28 protein-coding genes are annotated in these 23,764 nt (G+C 61.0%); 1 reads left to right on the top strand and 27 read right to left on the bottom strand.

What is annotated here, in order from left to right; translation table 11 throughout:
• Positions 1-185: 185 nt before the first annotated feature.
• From AC1RUR_RS11985 to AC1RUR_RS11855, 27 genes are all read right to left on the bottom strand, one after another.
• A complete protein-coding gene (locus AC1RUR_RS11985) occupies positions 186-593 on the bottom strand; it encodes a DUF6968 family protein (RefSeq protein WP_492844096.1) in 408 nt (135 codons plus the stop codon).
• 779 nt (positions 594-1,372) lie between these two features.
• Positions 1,373-1,630 (bottom strand): hypothetical protein, encoded by a 258-nt coding sequence (locus tag AC1RUR_RS11980; protein ID WP_492844094.1) that lies wholly within the window; start codon positions 1,628-1,630, stop codon positions 1,373-1,375.
• Between the two features lie 611 nt (positions 1,631-2,241).
• Entirely contained in the window at positions 2,242-2,679 is a 438-nt protein-coding gene (locus tag AC1RUR_RS11975) for a hypothetical protein (protein ID WP_492844092.1), read from the bottom strand.
• Between the two features lies 1 nt (position 2,680).
• Positions 2,681-3,967, bottom strand: coding sequence for a hypothetical protein (locus AC1RUR_RS11970; protein ID WP_492844090.1), 1,287 nt, complete (start codon positions 3,965-3,967; stop codon positions 2,681-2,683).
• Between the two features lies 1 nt (position 3,968).
• The gene (locus AC1RUR_RS11965) at positions 3,969-4,400 is read right to left on the bottom strand and encodes a hypothetical protein (RefSeq protein WP_492844087.1); all 432 of its coding nucleotides are present in this window, start codon (positions 4,398-4,400) and stop codon (positions 3,969-3,971) included.
• Positions 4,401-4,409: 9 nt separating this feature from the next.
• Complete coding sequence (locus tag AC1RUR_RS11960; protein ID WP_492844085.1) at positions 4,410-5,063, bottom strand: phage adaptor protein; 654 nt, start codon at positions 5,061-5,063, stop codon at positions 4,410-4,412.
• A complete protein-coding gene (locus tag AC1RUR_RS11955; protein WP_492844083.1) occupies positions 5,060-5,392 on the bottom strand; it encodes a hypothetical protein in 333 nt (110 codons plus the stop codon). The genes AC1RUR_RS11960 and AC1RUR_RS11955 overlap by 4 nt, the downstream gene beginning before the upstream one ends.
• The gene (locus AC1RUR_RS11950) at positions 5,392-5,703 is read right to left on the bottom strand and encodes a hypothetical protein (RefSeq protein ID WP_492844081.1); all 312 of its coding nucleotides are present in this window, start codon (positions 5,701-5,703) and stop codon (positions 5,392-5,394) included. The genes AC1RUR_RS11955 and AC1RUR_RS11950 overlap by 1 nt, the downstream gene beginning before the upstream one ends.
• 1 nt (position 5,704) lies before the next feature.
• The gene (locus AC1RUR_RS11945; RefSeq protein ID WP_492844079.1) at positions 5,705-6,067 is read right to left on the bottom strand and encodes a hypothetical protein; all 363 of its coding nucleotides are present in this window, start codon (positions 6,065-6,067) and stop codon (positions 5,705-5,707) included.
• Between the two features lie 79 nt (positions 6,068-6,146).
• The gene (locus AC1RUR_RS11940) at positions 6,147-7,109 is read right to left on the bottom strand and encodes a DUF5309 domain-containing protein (protein ID WP_492844077.1); all 963 of its coding nucleotides are present in this window, start codon (positions 7,107-7,109) and stop codon (positions 6,147-6,149) included.
• 232 nt (positions 7,110-7,341) lie between these two features.
• Positions 7,342-7,875, bottom strand: coding sequence for a hypothetical protein (locus tag AC1RUR_RS11935; protein WP_492844075.1), 534 nt, complete (start codon positions 7,873-7,875; stop codon positions 7,342-7,344).
• 75 nt (positions 7,876-7,950) lie between these two features.
• Positions 7,951-8,793, bottom strand: a complete 843-nt coding sequence (locus tag AC1RUR_RS11930) for a hypothetical protein (RefSeq protein ID WP_492844073.1) — start codon at positions 8,791-8,793, stop codon at positions 7,951-7,953.
• 125 nt (positions 8,794-8,918) lie between these two features.
• A complete protein-coding gene (locus AC1RUR_RS11925) occupies positions 8,919-9,992 on the bottom strand; it encodes a hypothetical protein (protein ID WP_492844071.1) in 1,074 nt (357 codons plus the stop codon).
• 279 nt (positions 9,993-10,271) lie between these two features.
• Positions 10,272-11,384 carry a hypothetical protein gene (locus tag AC1RUR_RS11920; protein WP_492844069.1) on the bottom strand — a complete coding sequence of 371 codons (1,113 nt, stop codon included), beginning with the start codon at positions 11,382-11,384 and terminating at the stop codon, positions 10,272-10,274.
• A gap of 102 nt (positions 11,385-11,486) precedes the next feature.
• Positions 11,487-11,729, bottom strand: a complete 243-nt coding sequence (locus AC1RUR_RS11915; RefSeq protein WP_492844067.1) for a hypothetical protein — start codon at positions 11,727-11,729, stop codon at positions 11,487-11,489.
• Positions 11,730-11,778: 49 nt separating this feature from the next.
• On the bottom strand, positions 11,779-13,455 hold the full coding sequence (locus AC1RUR_RS11910; protein ID WP_492844065.1) for a portal protein: 1,677 nt from the start codon (positions 13,453-13,455) through the stop codon (positions 11,779-11,781).
• 57 nt (positions 13,456-13,512) lie between these two features.
• On the bottom strand, positions 13,513-13,716 hold the full coding sequence (locus AC1RUR_RS11905; RefSeq protein WP_492844063.1) for a hypothetical protein: 204 nt from the start codon (positions 13,714-13,716) through the stop codon (positions 13,513-13,515).
• The gene (locus AC1RUR_RS11900) at positions 13,710-14,282 is read right to left on the bottom strand and encodes a hypothetical protein (protein WP_492844061.1); all 573 of its coding nucleotides are present in this window, start codon (positions 14,280-14,282) and stop codon (positions 13,710-13,712) included. Before AC1RUR_RS11900 ends, AC1RUR_RS11905 begins: the two co-directional genes overlap by 7 nt.
• A 131-nt stretch (positions 14,283-14,413) precedes the next feature.
• Complete coding sequence (locus tag AC1RUR_RS11895) at positions 14,414-15,013, bottom strand: portal protein (protein ID WP_492844059.1); 600 nt, start codon at positions 15,011-15,013, stop codon at positions 14,414-14,416.
• A gap of 26 nt (positions 15,014-15,039) precedes the next feature.
• Positions 15,040-16,002, bottom strand: a complete 963-nt coding sequence (locus AC1RUR_RS11890; RefSeq protein ID WP_492844057.1) for a hypothetical protein — start codon at positions 16,000-16,002, stop codon at positions 15,040-15,042.
• Positions 16,003-16,193: 191 nt separating this feature from the next.
• Positions 16,194-16,955 carry a hypothetical protein gene (locus tag AC1RUR_RS11885; protein ID WP_492844055.1) on the bottom strand — a complete coding sequence of 254 codons (762 nt, stop codon included), beginning with the start codon at positions 16,953-16,955 and terminating at the stop codon, positions 16,194-16,196.
• Positions 16,956-17,119: 164 nt separating this feature from the next.
• The gene (locus AC1RUR_RS11880; RefSeq protein ID WP_492844053.1) at positions 17,120-17,359 is read right to left on the bottom strand and encodes a hypothetical protein; all 240 of its coding nucleotides are present in this window, start codon (positions 17,357-17,359) and stop codon (positions 17,120-17,122) included.
• A 105-nt stretch (positions 17,360-17,464) separates the two neighbouring features.
• Positions 17,465-18,751 (bottom strand): PBSX family phage terminase large subunit, encoded by a 1,287-nt coding sequence (locus AC1RUR_RS11875; RefSeq protein ID WP_492844051.1) that lies wholly within the window; start codon positions 18,749-18,751, stop codon positions 17,465-17,467.
• A gap of 18 nt (positions 18,752-18,769) precedes the next feature.
• Positions 18,770-20,053: a hypothetical protein gene (locus AC1RUR_RS11870; RefSeq protein ID WP_492844049.1), complete on the bottom strand. Its 1,284-nt coding sequence runs from the start codon at positions 20,051-20,053 to the stop codon at positions 18,770-18,772.
• Between the two features lie 57 nt (positions 20,054-20,110).
• On the bottom strand, positions 20,111-20,491 hold the full coding sequence (locus tag AC1RUR_RS11865; RefSeq protein WP_492844047.1) for a hypothetical protein: 381 nt from the start codon (positions 20,489-20,491) through the stop codon (positions 20,111-20,113).
• Positions 20,481-20,753, bottom strand: a complete 273-nt coding sequence (locus AC1RUR_RS11860; protein WP_492844045.1) for a hypothetical protein — start codon at positions 20,751-20,753, stop codon at positions 20,481-20,483. Before AC1RUR_RS11860 ends, AC1RUR_RS11865 begins: the two co-directional genes overlap by 11 nt.
• Before the next feature lie 324 nt (positions 20,754-21,077).
• On the bottom strand, positions 21,078-21,404 hold the full coding sequence (locus AC1RUR_RS11855) for a hypothetical protein (RefSeq protein ID WP_492844625.1): 327 nt from the start codon (positions 21,402-21,404) through the stop codon (positions 21,078-21,080).
• 701 nt (positions 21,405-22,105) lie between these two features.
• Here AC1RUR_RS11855 and AC1RUR_RS11850 point away from each other — a divergent pair.
• Entirely contained in the window at positions 22,106-23,641 is a 1,536-nt protein-coding gene (locus AC1RUR_RS11850) for an FAD-dependent monooxygenase (RefSeq protein ID WP_492844043.1), read from the top strand.
• Positions 23,642-23,764 lie beyond the last annotated feature (123 nt).

Below are 23,764 nucleotides of genomic sequence, written 5' to 3'. Positions count from 1 at the left end.
GCCCCCCATCGGTCGGAGGGGAGTTTCAACATCCACTTGTCACTTAACAGCAGACTCTTCACTAGGCAGATTCGTTCAGGATACGGCTTCCGTAGTGCGTCCACCGAGTCGGGCAAGTGCCCGGCCGCACATCGAAAGCTTCGCCATCGCGATCGATGTGTAAAATCGCTAAGCTCCCGGTGAAGTTACGAAGATGAACTCCTGCGGGTGCGCCGCCTGGCAATCTGCCTGGTCTTCCGCTTCACGCTTTTGTCCACCATCTCACAGAGTTGCCGATGGAATTCGACGCCGTAACAAAACGGCAAATACCGCGGAAAAACGACTTCATACGGCTCTCCGGCAGACTCGATTGCTCTCAAACGATCGAGTGAACCACGAAGCGCCATGCTTGCGATTGTCAACGCCTGAAGTCCGTCCATTCCTCGAGCTCTACGGACCGTACTGCCCTTGACCCCTTCGATCTGAAACGAACAAACCCACTCGCCATCGTGCGACTCGTCGCGTTCCGGAAAACCTAATCGAGCCACGGCCTTGCGTCGCTTCGCCCCATAGAGAAAATGGTATTCTACGAGGGAACGTTGGTTCCAGAGCATCGCATCGGCCCCCGGGAAAATACTTCAATAGGTCGCAAATCGAAGAACGTGCGGAGCAAACACGATGACACAACGCAACTTTGTACGCGATCCATCACTAGAACAAAAGAGGAACGTCGTCAATCCTCTACGGGGGGTCGAAATTGCCAAATTGATTATCGCACCAATTGGTTTTGTTATTTGGAGATTCGAAAGTCTTCGACCAGCAAGCTCGTTTCGCGGATTCGCCACCCACTGTCTTGCTCGTCGAGCCAGATGAAAGGCTTCGGCAGAATTCCTCCCAATCGCTGGTGGTTCCGGCGGCCGCTCGCGGGCACCGATTAAGATCATCGTCGCCACCCAGTATTCCTACACGAGGGGAAACGAACTTCCAGAATTCCTGCAGCCTTCGCCAAAACTCGCTCGGATGCGCTCCCGAACTCTCCGGAGTCGGAGCCGGACTAAATGGAGGAAGAGGTCGCGGCCGCGCGAATTGTCCAAATCCCGCGATGACTGCAGCAGTTCGATCTTCTGCTTGAGAACTGGCAGGCGGCTGTTGCAGCACGCCACCATAATTAGGTGCAGAAAACCGAGGAAGGCGTCTTTGCGGGAAAGGAATGCCACTGTCAGCTTCGGAAGAAACCTTCCGAGAGAGTTGTCTATAGTTTGGATCAGGCAACAGACTATCGACCGTGCGACCGCCTCTCTTTTGCCCATCGGACTGAAGCATCTCAAAAAGAGTTGTTAGGCCGATTGGCCTCTCAAACCGGAAGTCGGCAGGATTTGGGGATCAAGATCACTCACACACTCACCTCTTCTTTCAATTGGTCAGGCTGAGCCGTCTCGTTGCAGTGTGCGAGCAACACGCAAATGCGCAGCACGCTGGAATATGCTCGCTGACCTGCGACGAAATGAATCGCCTGTAACCGTCGTCGATGCCTATCCAGAAACGGCCCGTAGCCATCGCCACCCGGAATCACGTTGAGGATGTTGCGCGTGGCCTGCCCTTCGTAGTCGCTGACGTCGGGGCGGTATTCGCCATAGGCAAGGAGCGGCATTATTCGGTCGTCCATGGTTCGGGTTCAATCGAAGCAGGTATCCACGCATTCTCCGGCTGCACATCAGCCGTCCAGATGCTTGTCGGCAGTACGGCACCGCTCCAGCTTGGCGGCGGCAATGTCGCCGCTGTCTGCCAAGACATCGTGTCGAAGGGTCGTCGGACCCAGGCCTCGTGGTCGCGGGTGTAGGTCGAACCTCCGCCGGCCCATGCAAATGCGCCGCATCCTGAGGTAAGCGACACGAAAAATGGCCGGGACGTCCCTGACAGAAGAACCGCACCTGGCGAAGCGACTGCGCGAACCGTCGAGCTCGTCGCGGCGCCGGTCAACAGGAACGAACCACCGAAACATTTCTGTAAGGACCTGAATGCCGCTGCATTGCCGGCAAAGGCAAAAGGCCCAGCGTTCGCCGGTTCTGCGACCCTGAAGCCGGCTGATATCCCTGCCGCCAGGAAGCTCGCGGCGGCTGCCAGCTCGAATGCCCCAAATGCTGTCGCTTGCCCTGTGAGGGCGACCGAACCACTTGCAGTCAAAAGCGCAAAATTGCCATTGCTCGGGAGCTGGGCCAACGCCCATCGGCCAAGCGCGTCGAAGCCAAGAAGAGACATGGATCAAAGCACCGCCGCAGCTCGAAACAGCGCATCGATTTGCTCGGCCGTCCAGCCGTAGGCGGCGCCGATCACGCCCGTCAACGGGTGGCTCCGCTGAAACGTCGTTGCACCCGAAACGATCATGGTTGCCTCGAATTGTTGCCCGGGAGGCAAGCTCTCGATGACGCGCTGGAGCGCAGCCGGAATATCGCCCGTCTTGACCGCGGCCAGCGCTTCCTCTTGCGAGATAAGGCCCTGCACGGAGAGTTGCTGGAAGAACTGCCGATCCGAAATCGCGCCGGGGACCGGGTTGGGCGGCACAACGGGGTCAAGCATGTGGCCTTCAGCATGCCAGGCTTGGAACGCCTGCCGATCCACGTTTGCGGGATCGTCCGGAATCCAGGCTCCGTCCGACACGCGAACGACGGCGGCCGTTTCAGTGGCTCGATAAACTGCCATGCTAGAGCCTCGCATTTGCGATCACGTTGACCGGGTTGTACCAAGTTCCAGCCGCGATACTGGACGCGTAGCTGGTGACAAAATCGATGCCGGCCACCTGAATGGCGCCGGTCGAGACCGCACAAGTCGGCGTCGCGCGCATCCACACTGGCAGCGGCGTGGTGACCGACATTTGCTGCGATGTGCCGCTTCCGTTGTAGACCTGAGCGCCCGCGGCAAGCTTGGCGTAATATCTCTGACAGGCAGCAAGCTCGGTCGAATAGTCCGGCAGCTGAAACGGAGGAGCCGAGCTTCCTTCGTACATTCCTGCATCGAACAACTCGAACACATTTCCAGCGGTCGCGAAGGCATTGGCAGTCTGGCTACCATTCATCAGGTAGAGATAAAGATACATGCCAAGGTTGGTATCCTTCGCCCAAGAGCCCGTCGTAGCCCCGGCCAGGGTGACGGACTTCACGACATCGTTGTTGATTTCACCAGCCGCAATGCTGAAGGTACCGACCGCCGTTGTATCGGCGGCAGCATTCTGCAACTGCACGACATACGAACCCGCAACCGGCGCCCGGACGCCGACCTGGACCGTTACCGTTCTGGCCGCCGCCGTACCCCACATGAGATCGGCAACCCGACCACCTTCGAGCCTCTGTTGAAGGAAGCAAACCTGACCGCCGGGAGCCGCTTGCGCCGTGCCAACGGTGACGCGAATGCGCCAGGGCGAACCACCGGGAGTATTCGAGCTTGCCTGGACGCAGCCAAAGGTGCCGGTGGTCATCGTGTGCTGGATGTACCACTGGTCAACCGGGTAGTAGAGGTTGGTGCTGCCGGAGCTTGCACCGTTCTCCTGACTGATCTGCATCCCGCCATTGATGAGGTAGTTCTTCTTCGTGACGCCGAGATTGGCGCGAGCTTGCGCCATCTGCGCCCCCGAGAATCCGTTCGGCTCCTCGATCGAAATCAAGTCTTCCTTCACGCCGACGATTGCGACGTTCGGTGCCGCCGTGAAGTTGATCTTTGTGCCGGCGCCGCTCTGCCCGGGGGCTGCCCCGGAGCCCGACGAATTGTAGAGCACCGTCGCACGGGCAAGGGTGCCGCTCGCGGCCGCATAGGCGCCCTCCGCGATCTCCCACTGGGTCAGGTCGCTGCTGATCGCGAGGAACTTGTACTTGCGACCGTCGACCGCTCCGGCAAGTGCCGGCGCCTGGCAGCCGCCGACCGTGGACGAATAAGCCCAGTCGGTCGTGCCACCGGCAGCAGGAATGAACCGACAGTTGTTGAGAAATGCAGCCATGTCAGGTGATCGTCAGGATGCCGTTGGTCTGGTCGAGATCGATGGTGAAGGTATTGCCGTTCGTCAGCGTGATCGCGGTGCCATAGTCCCACCAGCCGATCAGCGGCTTGGTCGACGAAGTCGAGTTGTAGAGCACCGCATATTGAAACGGCCCGATCGAGCCGCCCGCGGCCGTCCATGCCGGATCGGTCCCGCCGACGAACTTGAACGTGCCGCTCGTTTGCGCGCCGGTGATGGTGCCGACGCTGTTGCCGCCCGCGGTATAGCCGTTGCCGGCCGCGAGATCCGCCGGCGTGTTGTAGACTGTGTTGGTGACGACCGGCGCCGTGTTGGTCAGATAAACCTTGTAGACCTGCGCCGTTCCGGTCTTCATGTCGTGCAGCGCATTCGCGACGTCCTGCACGAAGCAATAGAACTTGTTGAAGCTTGCCATTGTCGCCTCCTAGATGACCTGTCCGGAAACGCGCACCGTCATCGGCCCGGCATTGAAGGTGGATGTCAGCCCGAGATTGTTCAGGTCGGCGAGCGCCGACGTGAATCCCAGACCCCAGGTCTGGATGCGCGCGTCTTCCTTGATATACGGCGCGGACTCCAGCAGGGCACCGTAGAGATAGAGATCGGGCGCCATGGTCAGCAGCCAATTGCTGCCGTTCGACGCAAGCGGCGGAATGTTCTGCCGATAGACCATTTCGATCGTGTAGGCCGCATCTGGAGTCGGTGCGAGTTCGAGCTCGCTGCCGAATACGGTGAAATAACGCGGCCGCGCGGTAACATCGGACGTCGCAAAGCGATATTCGTCCATCTGCGTCCCTGATTTGAATTCGAGGCACGGCTTCCCTGTCACGCTCGACAGTCGAACCCTGCGCATGGATTGGAAATCCGACGGCAGCGAGATGAACTCCGGCTCATCTGAGCCGAGGTCGACGAGTGCGGTCGCCCGCTGCTCCATCTGCCGCACAAAGAGCTGGCGGTTGAACTTGGCTTCCGCGAGCTGGATGAAGGTTGGGATTCGCGCGATCAGCGTCGTATCCTGGTCGCGCGCGAGATATTCCGTCACCGCTGTCTGCAGCGACGTGTAGTCGGTTATCTCAGTCATTTGAGCTCCGCTGACCAGCCGGCCTGCAATTTCGGCCGGTCGGTTCGCAAATAGGCCCATTCGGGATCGTCGAGCTTCCGCTGCACGAGCGCGTCGAATTCGGGCGTGAACGGCCGCAGCGAGGTATTGCCCCTCGCATGCTCCTCATTGAGCCATTGGACGTAGATGACATTGGGAATGCGCGCGACGTGCCGGCCCCAGTCTCCACGCTGCTCGTCGCTGCGCGCCTGCCTGTTCCATTCCAGGATCGGCGCCACGTCCTGGACATGCTCGATCGCAAGCTCTCGGCCGTTGCTGTCGAGGTGAGGCTTGATCAGGACACCGTCCATCACGACATCTCCGTGACCCACAGAGTGCCGGCTGTCGCGGTGACCAGGCCGTTGGTCGCGGCTTTCAGCGCGGCGATGCGCTGGCCGGGGCTGACCGTCACGTACTCGATGACGTTGGCGGGCAGATATGGATCGGAGATGGTTGCCGTCTGTGCGCCATCACCGATGCGGTAACAACAGCCCGAATTGGCCACGAGGCGGATCTGATAGGTTCCCGGCCCAAAAGCATTGGTGGCGCCGACACTGCTGTCATACGCGACCGTCTGAGTGGGACCGGTGCGTGAGGAAGTTTGCTTGGGAAAGAACGACATGTCAGGCGGTCCTCACGGAGATCGAGAAATGCATGGGGATCGCCGAGCCTGAAGCGCCGGAGGGCGTCAGCAGGATCACGTCGTCCTCATTGAGATAAGTCGGCGACGGCGGTACGGCCGAGAACAATTGGCCGGCAGCCGATCCCGCCTGCGTCACGGTGAATGTCGCCAGCGTGGTCGCATTGGCCGAGACGGTAATGGTGCCGTCGGCCGTGGTGATCGCGCCGCCCAGGATGCCGGCGACTTTCAGCACGCGGCAACGAAAGGGAACGCGGACATAGGCGGCGACGGGGCTCGCGCCGCAGGACGGCGTGTAGGCCGTGAGGTCGGCGGTATTGAGGGTACGATTGCCGGGAAGCGGCATCTTGGCTCTCCAAAAGGAAGGGGCAGCCCGAAGGCTGCCCCAAGAGGTGGACAAGGGTGGAACGAATGATCCTGATCGCTCAGGAGGTGGTGTTGTCGAACACGCCGCCGGAAGCTTTTTCGTTGCGGGACACCAGCGCGTATTCGGCCAGGATCTGGCGGCGGTCGGAGTCGCCGGTCTTGGCGAGCGGGATCGAGATCATGTTGCGGCCATTGAGATAGGCCACCGCCCATTTGTCGAGCTCGAGCACCAGAACGTCACGCGGGCGCTGGAAGCGGTTGGCCACCACCTTGAGCTTGCCGAAGTCGGATTCGTAGGCATCGACCGACGCGACGATCTTCTTCGACTTCGATTCCTCGATTGCGGTGGAGCGGCCGGTGAAGGTCGAGAACACCTGCTTGTTGAAGGCGCCGGTCAGGATCGTGCCGGGCTTGCCGCCATTGGTCCAGATCGAGGACAGCACGGTCTTCAGTCGCACCTCGGTGAAGGCAAGCTGGGTGCCGTCCGTTCGCGTGCCGGTGCCGTCGGCGGCCGCCGGATCCGCCGCGCCGCCCGCCGTTCCCTTCGAGGTATTCGAAACGATCCAGGAAAGGACGGATGCGCTCTTGCGCGGGGTCGTGGTGTTACCGACGACCTTGGCCTGGTTGGTGCCGCACAAGATGGTTTCGAGGTCGCGTTTGAGCTCGAGACCCTTCAGCATCTCCTGATAGGCGAGCTCGTTATCGCGGCCGGCATGGTCGACCGCCTGCTGTGTGCCCGAGACCCGCGCGACCTTGTAGGAGATCTGGCAGAGGTTGCCGAGCCGCACGGTCGGCGTCGTCGTGTTGGTGTTGGGATCGTCGCCCTCGAGCTGGGCGTTGGTGCCGTCGGCCGCGGCAAGAGCTTGCGTCTGCCATTCGTGGTTGACGGCAGTCGCCTTCTCCTTGTCGACGCCGCTCATGAAGGGGGTGTCGACGGGATCGATGCGATAGATCATATCGCTGAGGTCTTCGCGGTTACCCACCGCGGAGTAGGTAACGAAGGTGGAAGTCGGTAGAGTCATCGATTTTTCCTTGTGACAGCCGAACTGTTCCGACAACGCAACGATGTCGCTGCGCCTCTCCTGGAAACTGCGGCCTGAGTTGCTGGCGTCTTCCGTTCTCGCTCACGCGATGGCGCGGAAATCTAGGCTTCCGGTTCGCGAATCCGCGAGACATCTCTGCCGGGCGCCCGCGCGAACCGCGCAGGGTCGGCCTAACTACGATGGTTGACCTGATCGGCGTTGTTGCGCGGCGTCAACCTGGCCGGACACGCGTCAAACGTCGGATGGGCGACTTGCCTTCAGGGGGATCGCCTTCAACCCGCTCGATTCCGTGCGGCACGAGCGGCGCCGTGGGACTGAACGGGAGCAGTGCAGATTTCGTATCGAGAGAAGACTGAGTCTGACTTGAGCTTTGCTGTTGCAGGCCCCGAATGCGATCGATGATGAAATCGGCTAGCGGCGTTGGAGACTGCTGTATCGCAGTCGACGGAACAGCTTGGGTAATCGTCTGGCGCGAGACAGGTGAGGCTTGGACGATGCGCGGCGGACCGAACAGCCATTCAGGAGGCCGATCCGGAGGATCAACTTCGTGCGCCGGCGGCAGATTCGGATTCCGAAACGGCGGCGTAACCGGCCGCTCACGCGGCAGCTGCGGAATGGGCCCCCAATCTGGAAAACCAAATTTTGGAATCTCGCCAAGCAGCCACGAGAAAAAGCCAGGCATATAGTAACCGGGATAGTCGAGGATCGGATTCTGCCGATCGCTGTCGTTCGGTATCTCATTCATCTTTTGTCCGCCACGCTTTCCAATTCATGGGATGGATAACGAATTGGTTCACTTCGCCGTCGAGCAGAGCTCGATCTACGGATCGAAAATCACCCTCATGTCGAGATGCAGCCGGGCCACCATCTCGTCCACCTCGGCCTGCCCGTCCGGATAGGACTCGTAGACAATCATGGTCTTGAACAATCGCGCGAAGTATCTGGGGTGAAGGGTCCACCCGATATGGTGGTAAGCACGGGTATCAGGATTGAGCGACTTAACGACCTTTCGCAGATAGCGATTGTCCGGCGGCGGCTCAAAGTACGGGTCGACCATGCGCTCCCTGTAAAAGGCGGTCTGGGCCAGCAGGATATCCCGCCATTGAGCCTCGTCAGCCGCCGAGGGCTGACAAGAGCCGCGCTGCAGGCGATAATCTCCATCTCGCGTCTTTTCCGTCGCAAATTTGGCGCATGATGGGAGCGCGGGATCGCTGCTCTCATAGTCCCATGCAACCAGGGCGCCTTTGAGCACATGAGCTTGATCGGACGCGATCAAAAGATAGTTGGCGCAGCTCGACAGGCACTGGTCGTACACAACGACCACTGCGCGTCGTTCACGCAGCACCTCGGCTAGAGCAATTGCGGACGCTATGTCGCCTCCGGCGCTTCGAACGACGAAGAGACCGCCTTCCTTTAGCTTCTTCGCCGGCGATACGTAGGCATTCTTCTCGATCCGGCCATCGAGACACAAGATTGCCTGGTCTTCGCTGAGCGCGATTGGGCGCACGACAACACTACGGCAATAGTTCGCCGCGCGATGGAATGCCTCCTTGTCGAACAAGTTCTCTCGGGCGCCTGACGGACCGAAAAGGAGGAGAATGAAAGTGCAGAACGAGAGCAGTCCTGTGAGCGAACGAAAGACCGCGTTTTTGACCTGGAACATTCTCAAGATCTCCCGATCGAACCATTGCTTCTTACAAACCCTGACGAATTGCGGACCGATCGTCGAAGCTATCTTCGAAGCGGGCGGGCCTCGCCAGAGGTTAACAATCCACTCTCCTTGGAAGATCAGTCGGACGCTTTGCAAGCCGGCGGCAGCAAGACGTACAGGCCTTTTGAGCCGTCCGGACTGAAGCGTGCAACGGCCGCAATGTCGTCGTCGCGGCTCAGCAAAAGCACTTGCCGGCAAAAATCAGCGTAAGGCGCACTCTCGGCCTTCCTGAGCGGCATCGTGAACCAGACATCGCCAAAATCGTCGTAGGTACGACATGACGCGCACGCGATGGCATCGTAGCCGTCCCCCAGATTCGATGGGTCATCTTGGTTACAGGCAAATCGCCGCTTCGCCTTCTCGTCGATGGCAAGCATCTCGTCATGCCCCAGAAACAACGCGATCAGCGCAGCAATCCCGGCAGGCTCGCCATCAAAGGTCAGGACACCAGCAGGCATCCGAGGCGACGCCAACGAGCTAATCGGCTGCAAGACCATTGGGTCGGGCACGGGCAGATCAAGTGCCTCCAACGACCCCTTTGGACCGCGGAAGGTAAATCTTCCCGCCTTGCGGTTGCGCTCGAGCCAGAGAGAGAACTCCTCGAAAGAGAGCATCGCTATTGCGTTCGCATCAACCGAAAGCAACTGGTGGAGCGGCGAATGTTTTCGATAAATCGACAGAAGCGCCATTCGCTCCGCAACTTGGTCTGCTCGTTCCGGGTTCTTCGCGTCAAGCGTGAGATATTCTCGTACCATACGAGCCTCGGACGCGCGAGCGGCGAGAAAGTCGACCTCGGCTATGTCTTCGTGCAGGACATGGCGGACCACGCCACGAAGACATTTCACAAGCATAGCCGGACTGAAGTGTCGAGCAGTCACGGCGAAATCGCCGAAGACGTAGTCGATTTGATAGGGCCGGGACAATTCCCACGGCGCGACGTCGGGAAGCCGGCGGGCATTGAGCAACAGCGCACCCAGTATTTCTTGGTTGATGTGCTGATCGTACAGCGACAGCTCGAGAGACATTGCGAGATGGATGCCGAGGATTCTCGTTTCGGCCTCTTGCGACGAAACTGGCAAGCTCGAAAGGGCGAGCGACATGCAGATGACACCAATACGCCTGAAGTTCCGTATGAGCATGCCGTTCGCCACCTGGTTTCCGACCAGCCTTATGTGCGCGCGAGCGCCGATGCATCGTCGCAGACGGTCATCTTGACTCCCGGCGCGACGACAATCGGCGAGTCTCGGACCAGTCGCCGAAGCGATCCTTGAAATTGGCCGGCCGCCCTTCCGCTGCCGGAATCGGAGTGCCGGGGCGGGCCGCGAAATCCTGGCCCGAGTGGAATTTTCCGAGTTCGCCGGTGATCGGATCTTTTCGCCTGCCATAAGCCGAGGTGCGGCGAACCGGCGGCGCGGGATTGTAAGGATCACTCATTTAATGGCCTTTCCAATATCCAGTATCCATCCGGGCTGGCACTTGTCGTTGGCCGGATCGGGGCATTTCGCGCGTTCCGTCAGCCGCCACGACAGCACTGCCGTGGCAGCCGATGGGGACACATAAAGCCGAGGGTTGGTTTGACCGGCTGCCAGGGTAAACTCCTGCCGGAACAGCAGACGAAATGAATAGTCGCGAAGCTCCGCCGCGTAGCGCGCATAGGGCACGCTTGAATCGTCGTCGGGCAGCTTCGGTCGATCGATCGGACCGACGATGCCGATCAAGCCCTTGCCACCGCCCGTGGCCTGCTCAACCCGCTCCTTCAGTTGCACACATCGCCAATCCGCGATGCGGCATCTTACAAAAGAGCCGATGCCCTGAATTTCGTCCGAGAAGAGAAACAGAAACAGCGACTTCTGTTCAGCGTCGAACCACCCTGCGGTGACAGCCGAATCTTTTCGAACCTTGCCTCCTCCGATTCTCTTGCCCTGCGCGTCCATTACATCGACTGTATCGGAGTAGGCCACGAAGAACTTCGAGCTGTCGGGAGACCAAACGATTTTGGAGACCGGCCGCCTCGTCGTCGCGGGGACGCTGATGGTGCGCAACTCTCTGGCTTCGGCCGTCGATTGCAGCGGCTTGTCCGAAGCCACGGTCTTCATGTCTGGGGAGAATGCTATGCCAATGTCCGGACGTGATCGGCCGTCGAACGTCGCCAGGATCGCACTCTTGCCGGTCTCGAGCTCGAACTTCCGCACACGTCCGACATCATCCTCAGGAAAAACGATGTACTGCCCGACCGCTCCGCATTGGACCCATCTGGACCCTGTAGGAGACGGGGCGGAGATCTTGGTGCTTCCATCGTATGCGTCGACATACTGACCATCCGTCGCGAGCAGATAGCGCTCCCGATCTCCGCACCACGCGATGAACGCGCCTTTCGGCAGCGGCGTATGCGGCAATTTCTCGAAGGTCGGAACGGCCGGAGGTTTGACTGGCGCGGCAGGCGAAGCTCCTTCGGCGCGGCACGCAGCGGTCGTGACAAGCAACCCCAGCGCAGCCAGAAAGAACGAAGAACGCAGATCAAGATCAGTCGGACAGAACCGCATGCAATCACTCAGTCGTTAGGCGAGGCCATCTGAACGCCGCCTCGTCACCGCCAAAGAACAAACAAGGAACATTCTTAACCACTCTCGCCTTGGTTGCAAGGGCTAAATGATCCCGAACCGCTTCCGCCGCTCCGCGGTCTCCGCCAGCTCCTTCAGCTCGGCTCGCGCCAATTTGCCGTTCGCGACGACGCCCGCGAGATGATCGCGAACCTTGCCGACGATGTTGATGGCGAGAAACAGTTTTTCGCGGCCCGCTGCATCGTCGACAGTGGTCGCGCGCCAGGCAGTGATGTAGCTTTTCTCGAGCGTATTGAACGCCTCATCCAAAAGCTCGTCATCGAGCAATGCTTCGGCTCGAGCTGCCCGCGTCGCCGCCCTCTCCAGAACGCTCTCGTCAGACATTGCTCCCCTCCACGTTGGCCGCCCGCGTCTTCATCTCGTGGTGCGCCGCGGATGCAGCGAGATCGAGCGCGGCTTCGGTCACATCCATCCGATGCTGTTCCTGCGCATGCTGGAGCTTCTGCTCGTGGCCGAGCGCATTCAAGTGCGCGTCGAGCACCGCGATCTTCGCGTCGAGGCCCGCCCTGATCCTGGCGATCTCGATCTCGGCCTGCATCTTCACCTGCTGGTGGATCGCATCGGCCTGTGCCTTCTCGCGCTCGATCTGCGCCTTGTGCGCGGCGGCGAGCTGATCGGCCTGGAGCCGCGCCTGGAACGCCAGCAATTTCGGATCGGGCGGCGGCTGCGGTGGCGCCGGGGGCGGATGCAGCAGCTGCCCGGTCTGCGGATTGACGGCCATGGGATCGTTGAAGAACTGGTCCGGATTCCTGTGCCCCATGATCCGCGTCAGCTCCGCCGCCGTGTTGTAGAGCTGGCGGTCGCCGACCAGGTTGATCTTGCCGCCGGCGAGCAGCTCCTTCTGCACGTTTGCAATCGCCATGGTCTGGGCGAATTGCTGCGCCTTGCCGCCGGCGCCGAGGCCGACATTGATGGTCATGTCGTCACGCGTCTTCCAGTTGCGCGGGTTGACCTCGACCCAGGCGTTGCGCAGCCGCACCGTCTCCTCGCGCTGGCCATGCTTGCGGATCGTGCCGTGCAGCAGCGCGAAGACGTCACGCACGCCTTCGGCCATGATGCGCGCGATCAGCTTGATCCGCATCTGCGAGGCCGAGAACACCTGCGCAACTGCCGTTGCCGATTGGTTCTGCAGTGCGTTGGCGTCGATCCCCTGCGTCTGCTTGCCGAGGCCGGTGCGAATCTCGAGCTCTGCGTCGAGATATTGCAGCATCGGGTAGATCGACGTGGTGATGTCGGGCACCACCTGCCAGTTCAGCCCGCCCGCCGTCTTGGTGCGGACCACGCCGCCCGGACGCGACACCAGGAGATCGTCCAGCGTGTTCGGCCCGGCATTCTGCTCGGCGACCTCGACACGCGGATTGTTGTGCAGATAGAGATTGTCGAGCGCGCCGCGCTTGAGCGCAGTCTTCTCGCGCTGCAGCGGCATCACGAGATCGGCGATCGAGCGGCCAAAGAAGCGATGGGTCACCGGCACCGGCGTGGTCGCGGCAAACGGCATCTCGTCGAACGGCGTGATGCAGTCCTTGCCGTCCTTGCGCAGGATCTCGGCCTGATCGCCGCCGGTGATGACCTGATAGAGACAGGGACGGCCCGTGCCCTCAAAATCCATCCGGACATAGTGCTCGGTGATGCGCACCAGCCGCGCCGCCGAATTGGCGCTGCCGCCGCCGGCCGTCGCGGACAGATGCTCCTCCACCGTGTCGCGCGCCAGCGTCTCGATCTCGGTCATGCCGGTGTGCGGCCGTAACGCCCTGATCTGGCCGGCATCAAAGCCTTCCGCGATCAGCTGCGCCTCGGTCTTGGTCACGACCTCGTGGAAGCAGTAATTGCAATCGCGGATGCTGCGTGCACCGCGCTCGATGCCGAATTCTTCCGGCGGCACACCCATCACCCGCGCCTGCGCAAGCTTGCGCGTGGTGACGATGGTCACGTCGTGCGTGACGAGAGGTCCCATCGGCGCAGGCAGCGCCGGGGCTAGCAAGGGAACGGGCATGTGTGATTGAGCTTTCAGTTCGGTATGCGGGCGCCCGACACTGGGCGGAAAATCGCGCTAGTCGGCGTTGCTGCGTACATCATGCGGCCGCCAGTCGCGCGCGTTGGTCTGATCTCGAGAGAAAACACCTTGCGACCACCGCCCGAACTTGGCCACATCAGGCGCGACAGTCGTCGTCTGCACAATGCAAAGCTCGCCATTCTGGATGGCGTTGTCGTCGAGGATTGATTCCATCGGCGTATTCGGATCTGCTTTCAGCAATTTGACGCCGCCGCCCGGGCCGGCAAAGTGCATGAGATAGGTTGAGCCTGGCGTGACGGGAACGCCGGCCTGACGAGCTTCGTTTCGTTCTCCAGCGCGTACTTGGCCGTCATCTCTTTTCTTTCGAAAGGTCGGGCTCCCCACTTGCGGTCGTCAGGATCGAGCTCCGCTCTCATCACCGCGGCCTGCGCATCGCTCGGCGCACCGAGGTAGGACATCACCCCCTCATGGACGAGCACACCCCACGCCTGCGTGCCGTTCGGCGCAAACATGACGACAATTGAAGTGTCGATGCACTTTGCGACGAGCACGCACATGTTGAACATCTCGTAGGTGGTTCCGGCAATGTTCGTGGAGGATCGAACGCTACTCACATAAGCGCTGTTCCTCTCGAGGACTTCCCGAGACCAGGCCGGCGCGTCGTTGAGCAGACTCGTCAAAGCCTGCACATAAGCCGGCTTGTTCAGGACCCCGGACAGATAACCGATCGCCATCGCAGGCGAGCACGCGATCCACATCGTCACCAGGGCCGCCGCCATCACGATCCAACGAAATTGCCGTCGCATGCTTAGTCCTTCAAACGCCCCACACCGGCGCCTCACTACCGTAGGTGGCGCGCAACGCACCAGACCGTTTGCCAGTGCGGCCACGGGCTCGCAACCCGAGTGCCGGCAGCCGCGGACGTTCCTGCCGATGCTCAGGACGTCGCCTGCCGCGTAGCGCGCTGATCGGTCTCATCGTGCACCGTATGCGCGACGATCCTCATCATCCCGTTCGATTCCGCGACGTCCTGGGCCAGCAGTGCGAACTGATCGTCGGTGAGATCGTAGTAGGTCTCCCGGCTCTCCTCCTCCCGCTCCTCCCACCAGACCTTGACGATGCCGGCCTTCGACAGCAGCGCATCCTTGATGAAGGAATAAAGGACCATGAAGCCGCCGTTTTGCTGCATGAAGACGTGGTTGACATAGTCCGTCTCCTGCTGCGCGGCCGCGACGTCCTCGGGGCCGACCGGCTCGAAGCGCACCACCTCGTCGGAGCCGGCAAAGATGTCCATCAGCTGTGGCATCAGGCCTTCGATGGTGTCGGCGACGTCGGTCGATACCGCACGCGATCGACCGTCCTGCGCCGGCATGTCCTTGCGCATGTCGCCGAGATAATAGTCCATCGCGTCGGCCCGTTCCTCGGCCAGCCGCGCGGCCGATATGGCGGCGAGCGCATTCGCCTTCTCGGCGGCGAGCATGGACTTCACTTCGGAGATCGACATTTTTGGCATGAAAGACCTTTGATCAAAACTCATTTACCGCATCCCATGGAGGCGTAGCTTCACCAGCGCGACAGGTACGGCACCGGCGGGGCGCCTGACGTAAACACATCCGCCTCGTTCGGGCCATCGCGCCGGGTCAACCGGCGGATGTCGCTGCGACGCACTGTGGGCGCATCGACGGCGTTCTGTTCGGGCGCGTTCGGAGCCGGCGCGCTGGCGGCCGGAGGCGACTGCGCGTCGTATCCACCCCCTGCGGACGCATATGCGCTCGTCGGCCCCAATACTCCACCAAGACCGCTCCATTTGCCGAAGCGATCGGAAAGATCCCAAGGCGCGACACCGGGCGCGGGAAGCGAATTATCGAGCACCTGCTGTGCCCGTGTCGTTCCGCCCACAAACGGAATCGGCGCGGCGCTTGCCATCCCGGCAAAGCGACGCGCCGCATCCGGCGACAACACGTTGGGCGAAGCGGGCCGCGACGGCCGGCTCGTCGCAGCGAATGCCGGCTCTACGGCCTTGATCTGCGCCAGAGAGGCAATGGGTTGGGTGCCCGCGCCCCATTGCGTGGCTTGAGGCTTCGCGTTCGCAATCTTCTTGTTAGCCCACGCAATGACCCAGCTTGCCGTCTTGCCGCGAAGGAAGGGATTGGCCTCGATGGCATCATTGTTGAGGATCGATTCCACCGGCGTATTCGGGTCCGCTTTCATCAGTTTGATGCCGCCGCCCGGACCGGCAAAGTGCGTGAGGTAGGTCGAGGTCGGCGTGACCGGGACGCCCGCCCTGCGAAGCCTCGCTTGGTTCTCCGCCGCATACGCGTCGGTCATCTCTTGCGAAAGCGCCGGATTGGTGCGCATCGCGAGGATTTCGGCCTCCGATTTGCCTTTCGCCAACTCGGGCTTGAGGCGCTTGATCATGTCGAGCCACGTCCCGCTCACGAACTGCCCTAGCCCAAGAGCGCTCGACCTAGGATTCTTTGCGTCCGCTTTACCTTCACTCTCGATCCAGGTGATGTTGTTGGGCATCGCGATCATCTCCAAACGAGAACAGCGGCCCGCGAGGACCGCCGCTCGATTTTCCAGATATGGTTCCTTCCTCACAACGACGGCACGAGGTGCAAGCGAGCCGAACGACTTGATGTTGTCAGAAACCTTCAGTCATTAATCGGTGCAAGAGCACCATCCTCGGAATTGCTGCGCGCTACGATGTCGCCACATCATTTGCCACTGCGGCCGGGCAACGCTTCTCTCAGAGCTCGCTGCTGGGCAACACTTGGCGCGCCGAGATAGGAAATGGTCCCTTCCTGATACAGAGCTGCCCAGGCTTCGGTGACGTTCGGAGCAAACATGACGGTCAGCTGGCTGAGGTTACAATTCTGAGACTCGCAGGTGCCAAACAACTCATAGGCTATCCCATCGATCGTGACACTGCTGGCGGACGAATCGACGCTCCAGCCATTCCCTTTGCCCATTCCCTGGGCCCAGGTCGGCAGCTTGTCAGCATGATCGAGCAGTCGATTTAACGCTCGTGCGTAGGCGGGATTTCTCTTGATCACCTCGTGCAGATAGGGGCCGGTCACCGCCGCAGGCTCGGGAACATAGAGCTGCCGCTTCAACACCGCCTGCAGCGCATCGCTCGGGGATCCCAGGAACGACACGATCCCTTTCTCGCGGAGGCCGGCCCATGCCTGCGTGCCATTCGGCGCAAATATGAGGACAATCGTTGTGTCGTCGCACTTGGGCTTGGGAACGCACATGTTGAATCGCTCGTAGATAGTCCCGGCAATATCCTCGTTGGTTCGTACGCTGCTCACGTAAGCGCCGTTCTTTCTGAGGATTTCCCGAGTCCAACTCGGAGCGTTCTCGAGCAGGCCGGCCAAAGCCTGCACATAGGCCGGTTTTTGCAGAACGCCGGAGAGATAACCGACCGCTATCGCCGGCGAGCCGGCGACACACATCGTCGCGAGTGCAATCGCCATGAGTATCCAACGAAACTGCCGTCGCATGTTACCCCTTCGAGTCTTCTCTCTACCGCGCCATCTTGCTACGATAGCGTGGGAATGACAATTCGCGCGATCGAACAGCCGATGAATTCGAGGAAGAGCCAGTACAGCAAGTATTCCATTTGCCGAGCTTTCGGTCCTCAGAACGACGCGCCGTGAAAAATGGCCACGATCGCGAGCAGCGTCAGGAAGCACATCGCAAACCCGACCCAACCCGCAGCGTCCTGTCGCAATTCGATCCGTCCATCCGCGTCGCGGCCGCACCACGGGCGACGCGGTGACGGCGTCGATGAGCTGAACGGCTCGACATTGATCTGTCCGAATGTAAGGAATGGCAAAGCAGCTCGCGCCACCGTGTACCCGATCAGCTCAACCAGCATTCGCAACGCCGACATCGCAAAACTCACGCAGCGGTAGATGACAATTCTTAGAACATAACAAGAACAAATGTCAACCGCAGGTTTTACCTTGGCGGATTGTCGCGCTCACACCCACCCTTGCTCGGCGTACCGGATCGGACGGTTGAACGCGGCCGCCCTGCCCGGCTGCTCGTAACAGATCGCCATCAATCCCAGCGCATCCGCAGCGTGGCTCGACCAGTCATGCTCGGGGCCGAGACCGATGTTGCGCGTCTCGTCCTTGCGCTCATGATAGAAGCCGAGCGCTTCGCGGCCTGGCTCGGTCGCCGCTTCGTTGAACCAGAGCTGCGGTCCGAGCCGTCGCAGCGCCTCGATCCGCATCATCGCCGCTCCCGGCCCCTGGTTCTTCACCGGAGGCTCGACCGTGAAGCCGGCCTCGCGCAGATGATCCTCATAGCGCTTGCCGGTGATGTTGTTGGCGGCAATGCCGTCATGCGGCAGATAGAGGATTGCGTTGGCGTAGCCGTGCGAACGCAGCCAGTTGGCGTGAAATGCCAGCACCTGGCCGACGCTCTCGTAATAATCGAGAATGCGAATTTCGTTTCCGACCCACTGCACGATCCACATCGTGAAAGCATCCGCCGCGGCTCCCGCGCCGCCGATGTCGATGAAGGCGCGCAGCGGCAGCAGCGGATCCGCCGCGACCTTTCCGATCCGCCCCTGCGCCCGCGCCTCGGACAGCAGCGAGGCGAAATACGCGCCTTCGAAGGCACGCGCATATTCGCCCTCCCAGATATGATCGTAGCGCTCCGGATAGAGCCTCTGGTCGAGCAATCGCTCCTCCTCCAGTACGTCCGGAAACCAGGGATTGTCCCGCCAGTTCGCCTTGACGACGACGGCCCCGTCCGGTTGACGTCCGCGCAAAAAATCGTCGATGGCATCGCTCTTGCGGCGCGGATTCCAGCTCGCCCACAGCTCGGAGGCTCTGGCGCGGATCGTTGGCCGCAGCAGCGCAAGGCTGCGCGCGCTCAGCGACTGCGCCTCGTCGATCCAGGCGATGCGAAATCCCTCCAATGATTTGATTGAGTCGGCCGTGTGATCCTGAAGCCCGCGGAAGATGATGAGCCCGTCCCCGGGCGTCTTGATCTTGTCGCTGAAGAGCTTGAAGCCATGACCGAGACCGAGGCTGCCGATCTTGCCCTCGATCAGCCGCTTCGAGGACTGCGCCAGCGTCCGCTGCGCCTCGCGGATGCAAACCGCGAGCGTGCCGCGTTCGGCCTGGCAGGTCTCGACCAGCAGCTCGCCGAAGAAGTGCGATTTTCCCGAGCCGCGTCCACCATAAACGCCCTTGTAGCGCGCCGGTTGCAGCAGTGGCTCGAAGATCTTGGCCGTCGGAATTTTCAGGATGGACAATGGATGCGCTCGCTCGCCCTAGGGCAGACCGGTGCGCCTGCGCCACATCGCGGACCAGTCTTCGTTGTCAGGAATGTCGGGCCGTCCCTGCGGAGTTTGATTGAAGCCAGCAAGGACGCCACCTCCGGAAGGCGAAGGCCACGATCCGAATCGCCTATCGAAGTCGCTTTGCGGCGAGAGCGGAAACGACTCGTCAGAAGGAACAAAAGGCACCGGCACACGATCGCTCGAATTGAAGGCGGATCGATCCGATTCCTCGGCTGGCATCCTTCTCAGAATCCGCACATCTTCTGGACGGGTTCGAGGCAAACGATCCGCGTTCTGCATATAACGCAGATACTCTGAAATGTAAGCGGGCGGACCGGGGTTAGGATCGACTGATCCTTGCGCTTCAGCATGAACCGCGGGATCGGTGATCCTACCTACGGGGTCCATGACAGACCGCTGGTAGGCAGCAAGTCTCGTACCGTCATTGGTCGCATTCCACCGATCAGAAAAACTGGCTGGCCCATCGGCCAACGCTCGAATGATTGCAGCTTCATTTGCGAGATATGTCGCACCGGCACCATCTGCCCCAATCTGGGGAACATAGGGAGCGCCCATCTCCGCGGCCAGCGTCATCTTTTCCTGCGCAAGCCTCGGCGTCGGACCTTGCTTGTAGAATTGAACAAGCAATGCGTTTCGGGTCGATGGATCCAAACGTTTCCAGGCGTCGACCCCGGTCGTCAGATCGCCATTGACGCTCATGTTGGATTGATAATTTCGAGCGCCCTCGCGCAAATATGCGCCGATGGTCGACGCCATGAGGGCCCGGTCGCTGCCCTTCTGCAAAGCGACGCCGGCCGAATATAGATCCTTCACATATGGCGCAAAGGCAGGGTCATCCGAATTATTGAGAATTGCCTGAATGGCGTTCTGGAACTTCATTCCAGCAGGGCCATAGTCGACAAGCAGAGGATTCTTGAGTTTCTTTCTCAAATCCTGTCCGACCGTTATCGCATTTGGATCGGCGTTGTACCAATCCCGGATGCTGTCCGAGGCTCCCTGATTGGGATTGAATGGGTTCCTGGCCACCCCCTCAACGAACATCCCGTCAAGAAATGCATGTGCGTAAGCCCCAGAGCCGACCATCTTCCCGTAATTCATCAGAGATGTTTTCTGGTCGGATAGCTCTTGAGCCAAGGCGCCAGCGATCGCTTCGGCTGACACCCCGTACCTCGCCGCCGCAGCAGCGATCTGAGACGTCATCTCTCCGACTCGAGTCAGATCGTCTTGGGTATAGGACGGAAGCTTGCTGGCCATGGCGGTCTCTTGATCCCTTCGTTAGGCAGTCGATTCACGTCAGCCGAGTGGGCGGCACTACGAAAGAGCAAGGATAAGCAAAGAGATTCCGGCCCAGTCGAGGATGACGCAAGCCAGAACCACCGTGCTCCATAAGCCAACACGGGTTACGCGCTTAATGCGTGCAAGTATCGCGATGAGGACGACGACGAGCGGCGAAAAATATGCGACCAGAAGGATCATGAACAATCGATCAAACTGATGCGAAAACGGCCAAAAGACCGCTGTCATTGCAATCGCCGATATCGAAAGACCGAAAACAATGCCCAGAGACAGGACGAGTCTGTAGGTCGCAGGCTGAAGACGAAGAAAGTATGTTGGAAGCACACATACGATAGAAGCGACCGTCGAGAAATTATTGATCGCAGGGATCGCGTTCACGAATTGCTCAGTGTCCATGACCGGTCTCCGCGGACTGATCGTGAGAAGCCCAGACGCCATCCGAACAGGGGTCGATCGTGACCTTGCCATCGCTCCAACCGGTTCTCGGCACATCCATCAAGCCATGGACCACCTCGCGCGCATCGACCGTGCGCTTGCTGCCGCGGCGCCAGGCCGGCACAATCAGCGGCTCCACCAACGCCCATTCCTCACCTATCAAATCGCCGGGATGGCGCAGCTGGCTGCAGTCGCAGTGACCGCGGCTCGCCTTCGTCCACATTGGGAGCCCCTTTTCAAAATCGGACGCCCCCAATTGATCACGAATGATTTCGACGATTCAAGGTCGCGATTGTGCAGAATTTCATGAGGGAGGCCTCCTTGTGCCGCGCGGGATCGAGCAGCGGCTCGAAGATTTTGGCGGTTGGAATTTTCAGGACGGACAATTGATGCACTCGCCTTAGGGCAGGCCGTCATCCTCTGGATCATCGAAAACGGACACTTGACCGGCGACGGTCGAAAGCTGTCCAATTGCAGCAATGAGGTGCAGCGCGCCCATGCCGGGCAACGCCGGACCGGTTAGCAGACAAAGAATTAGCCCGCCGGCTCAGGCGTCGCGCCCGGCATCGCCATCGCCCGAGCTCCCCGGATACACGATGATGCGCTCGATCCGGTGGATCAATTCCAGCACGCCATCCTCGCCGTTCTCGATCGGTTGCGCCGCCTTGCCCCAGCCGCGATCCAGGATCGCATTGGCGGCCGAGACGCGGGCGGCCGGCGTCGCGTCGTCGCTGCGCATGATGCCGACGAGCACCCTGAGCGCAGTCCTGGTGTGGCTGCGCGCCAGCGAGCGAATCTCGGTCAGGGTGCGCGCACTGGATGTCTTCCTTCGCGCGAGTGAGCGGGCCGGCTCACGCACAAGCGCAATTTCCATCTCCTCGCTCAAGACAACATCTCCCACAGCACGATTGCAACCAGGCCCGCGAGCGCGAGCGATATCAGATAGGCGGTCATCGTCCCTCCACGAAAACAAATGCGCGGCAGATCGCGAATGAGACGCGATCGTTTCGGGCGCGAACCCTATCTCCGTAAAACCCGGAGACCGCAGCGGCGCGAGCACATCGCTTGCGCCGCGAGCCGGCACGTTCGCGCGTGCACGGCCAGCAATGGTTCGGACGGCGGGCACGCCGATCGGCGCTCCTGAACGCGTATCAGCTAAGTGCGTGGCCGTGATGCGTGGGCCACCGTCCGATTCCGGAATTGGATACGAAAAAACCCGCGGCGGATTTGTCCCGCGCGGGTGTCACGAACTTTTCGATGATGCCACTATGCCAGTGTTTTGCCCGACGGGTCAACCGACATTTCGCTTTACACGAAATTAAATCGGCAACAGACCTTCAGGACGCCGGGCACAATCAATCGTCGACATGAAAAAGCCCGCCACGGATTGTTCCGTGCGGGCCGAACCAAACTTTTTGATGATGCCATTCTGCCAGTGTTTTGCCCGACGTGTCAATCGAGCGCGAAGAGAGCAGTCCTTCCTCCCAACTCAATATGTGGGGCGCAAGGGGCTTGCTTCAAGTCCCCGACCATCGCGTAGAACCCCGGACCGAACAACAAGTCGAGGGGTCACGAATGCCTGTACTGCTTCCGACGTCCCGGGCGCGAAGCCAGACTGAACGCATTAGCGCGAGGAACCCGGCGATAACAGACCACGCCGTCATCATCGCCGGCGGCGGCCCGACTGGGCTGATGCTCGCCGCCGAGCTCGCGCTCGCGAATGTCGACGTCGCTGTCGTCGAGCGGCGCGCCGATCAAGAGCTCACCGGCACGCGCGCCGGCGGGCTGCACGCCCGCAGCATCGAGATCCTCGATCAGCGCGGCGTCGCCGATCGCTTCCTGCGCGAAGGACAGATCGTTCAGCTCGCCGGCTTCGCCTGGACCAGGCTCGACATCAGCGATCTCCCAACCCGCCATCCTTACGGCCTCGCACTGCGGCAGAGCCACATCGAGCGCATCCTCGCCGAATGGGCCGAAGAGCTCGCGGTGCCGATCTATCGAAACTCCGAGGTGACCGGCTTCACCCAGGACGAGACCGGCGTCGATGTCGTGCTGTCCGGCGGCGAGACCTTGCGGGCGAACTATCTGGTCGGCTGCGACGGCGGCCGCAGCCTGGTGCGCAAGTCCGCCGGCATCGACTTCGCCGGCTTCGAGCCGACGCTCAGCAACCTCATGGCGGAGGTCGAGATGCGCGAGGCGCCGGCCTGGGGCCTGCGTCACGACGCGCTCGGTTTTGATGGCCTCAGCAAGACCGAGAGCGGACGCGTGCTGGTCGTTGTGACGGAAGCCACGCTCGAGCGCACCGGCGAGCCCACGCTGACCGATCTCAGCGAGGCGCTCATCGCCGTGTACGGCACCGATTTCGGCCTGCATAGTCCAACCTGGATCTCCCGCTTCACCGACGCAGCGCGGCAGGCCGCCTCCTATCGGAAGGGACGCGTGCTGCTCGCCGGCGATGCCGCGCATATCCATCACTCCGTTGGCGGACAAGGTCTCAACACCGGCGTGCAGGATGCCGTCAATCTCGGCTGGAAGCTGGCGCAGGTCGCCAAAGGCGTCTCACCGGACAGTTTGCTGGACAGCTATCATGCCGAACGTCATCCCGTCGCCGCGCGGACCTTGCGCAACACCATGGCGCAGATCGCCCTGCTCCGCCGCGCCACCGACGGCCTCACGGCCGCGCGCGAGGTGGTCGCCGAGCTGCTCGCCATGGACGAGCCGCGACAACGCTTTGGCGCGATGATGAGCGGCCTCGATATCAGCTACGATCTCGGCGAGGGCCATCCACTGCTCGGACGCCGCATGCCCGATCTCGATCTCACGATCGAAGGACAGAAGCGGAGATTGTTCACGCTGCTGCACGATGCACGCGGCGTGCTGCTCGATTTCGGCAACGCGCGCGGCATCGACATCGCGCCCTGGGCGGATCGCGTCGCAGTCGTCGACGCCAGCTGCGAAGGCCCCTGGGAGCTTCCAGCGATCGGGCCGGTCGCAGCGCCAAAAGCCGTCCTGGTGCGGCCCGACGGACACGTCGCGTGGGTCGGCGACGCGCGCCAGCACGGACTTGCGGACGCGCTAACACTATGGTTTGGGCCGCCAGTCGCGGCTTAGCAATCCGAACTCATCCGCCCCATCGAAACGAACAAAGCCCGCGGCATTCCCGCGGGCTCAATCCAAATTCATTTCGATGGTGGCATTCTGCCAGTGTTTTGCCCGACGTGTCAAACGAGTTCG

This window comes from Bradyrhizobium sp. GW821-FHT12B03 (assembly GCF_058807535.1).
Note: the sequence above shows the minus strand (reverse complement) of the source record. Positions and strands in the feature narration are given on the sequence as shown.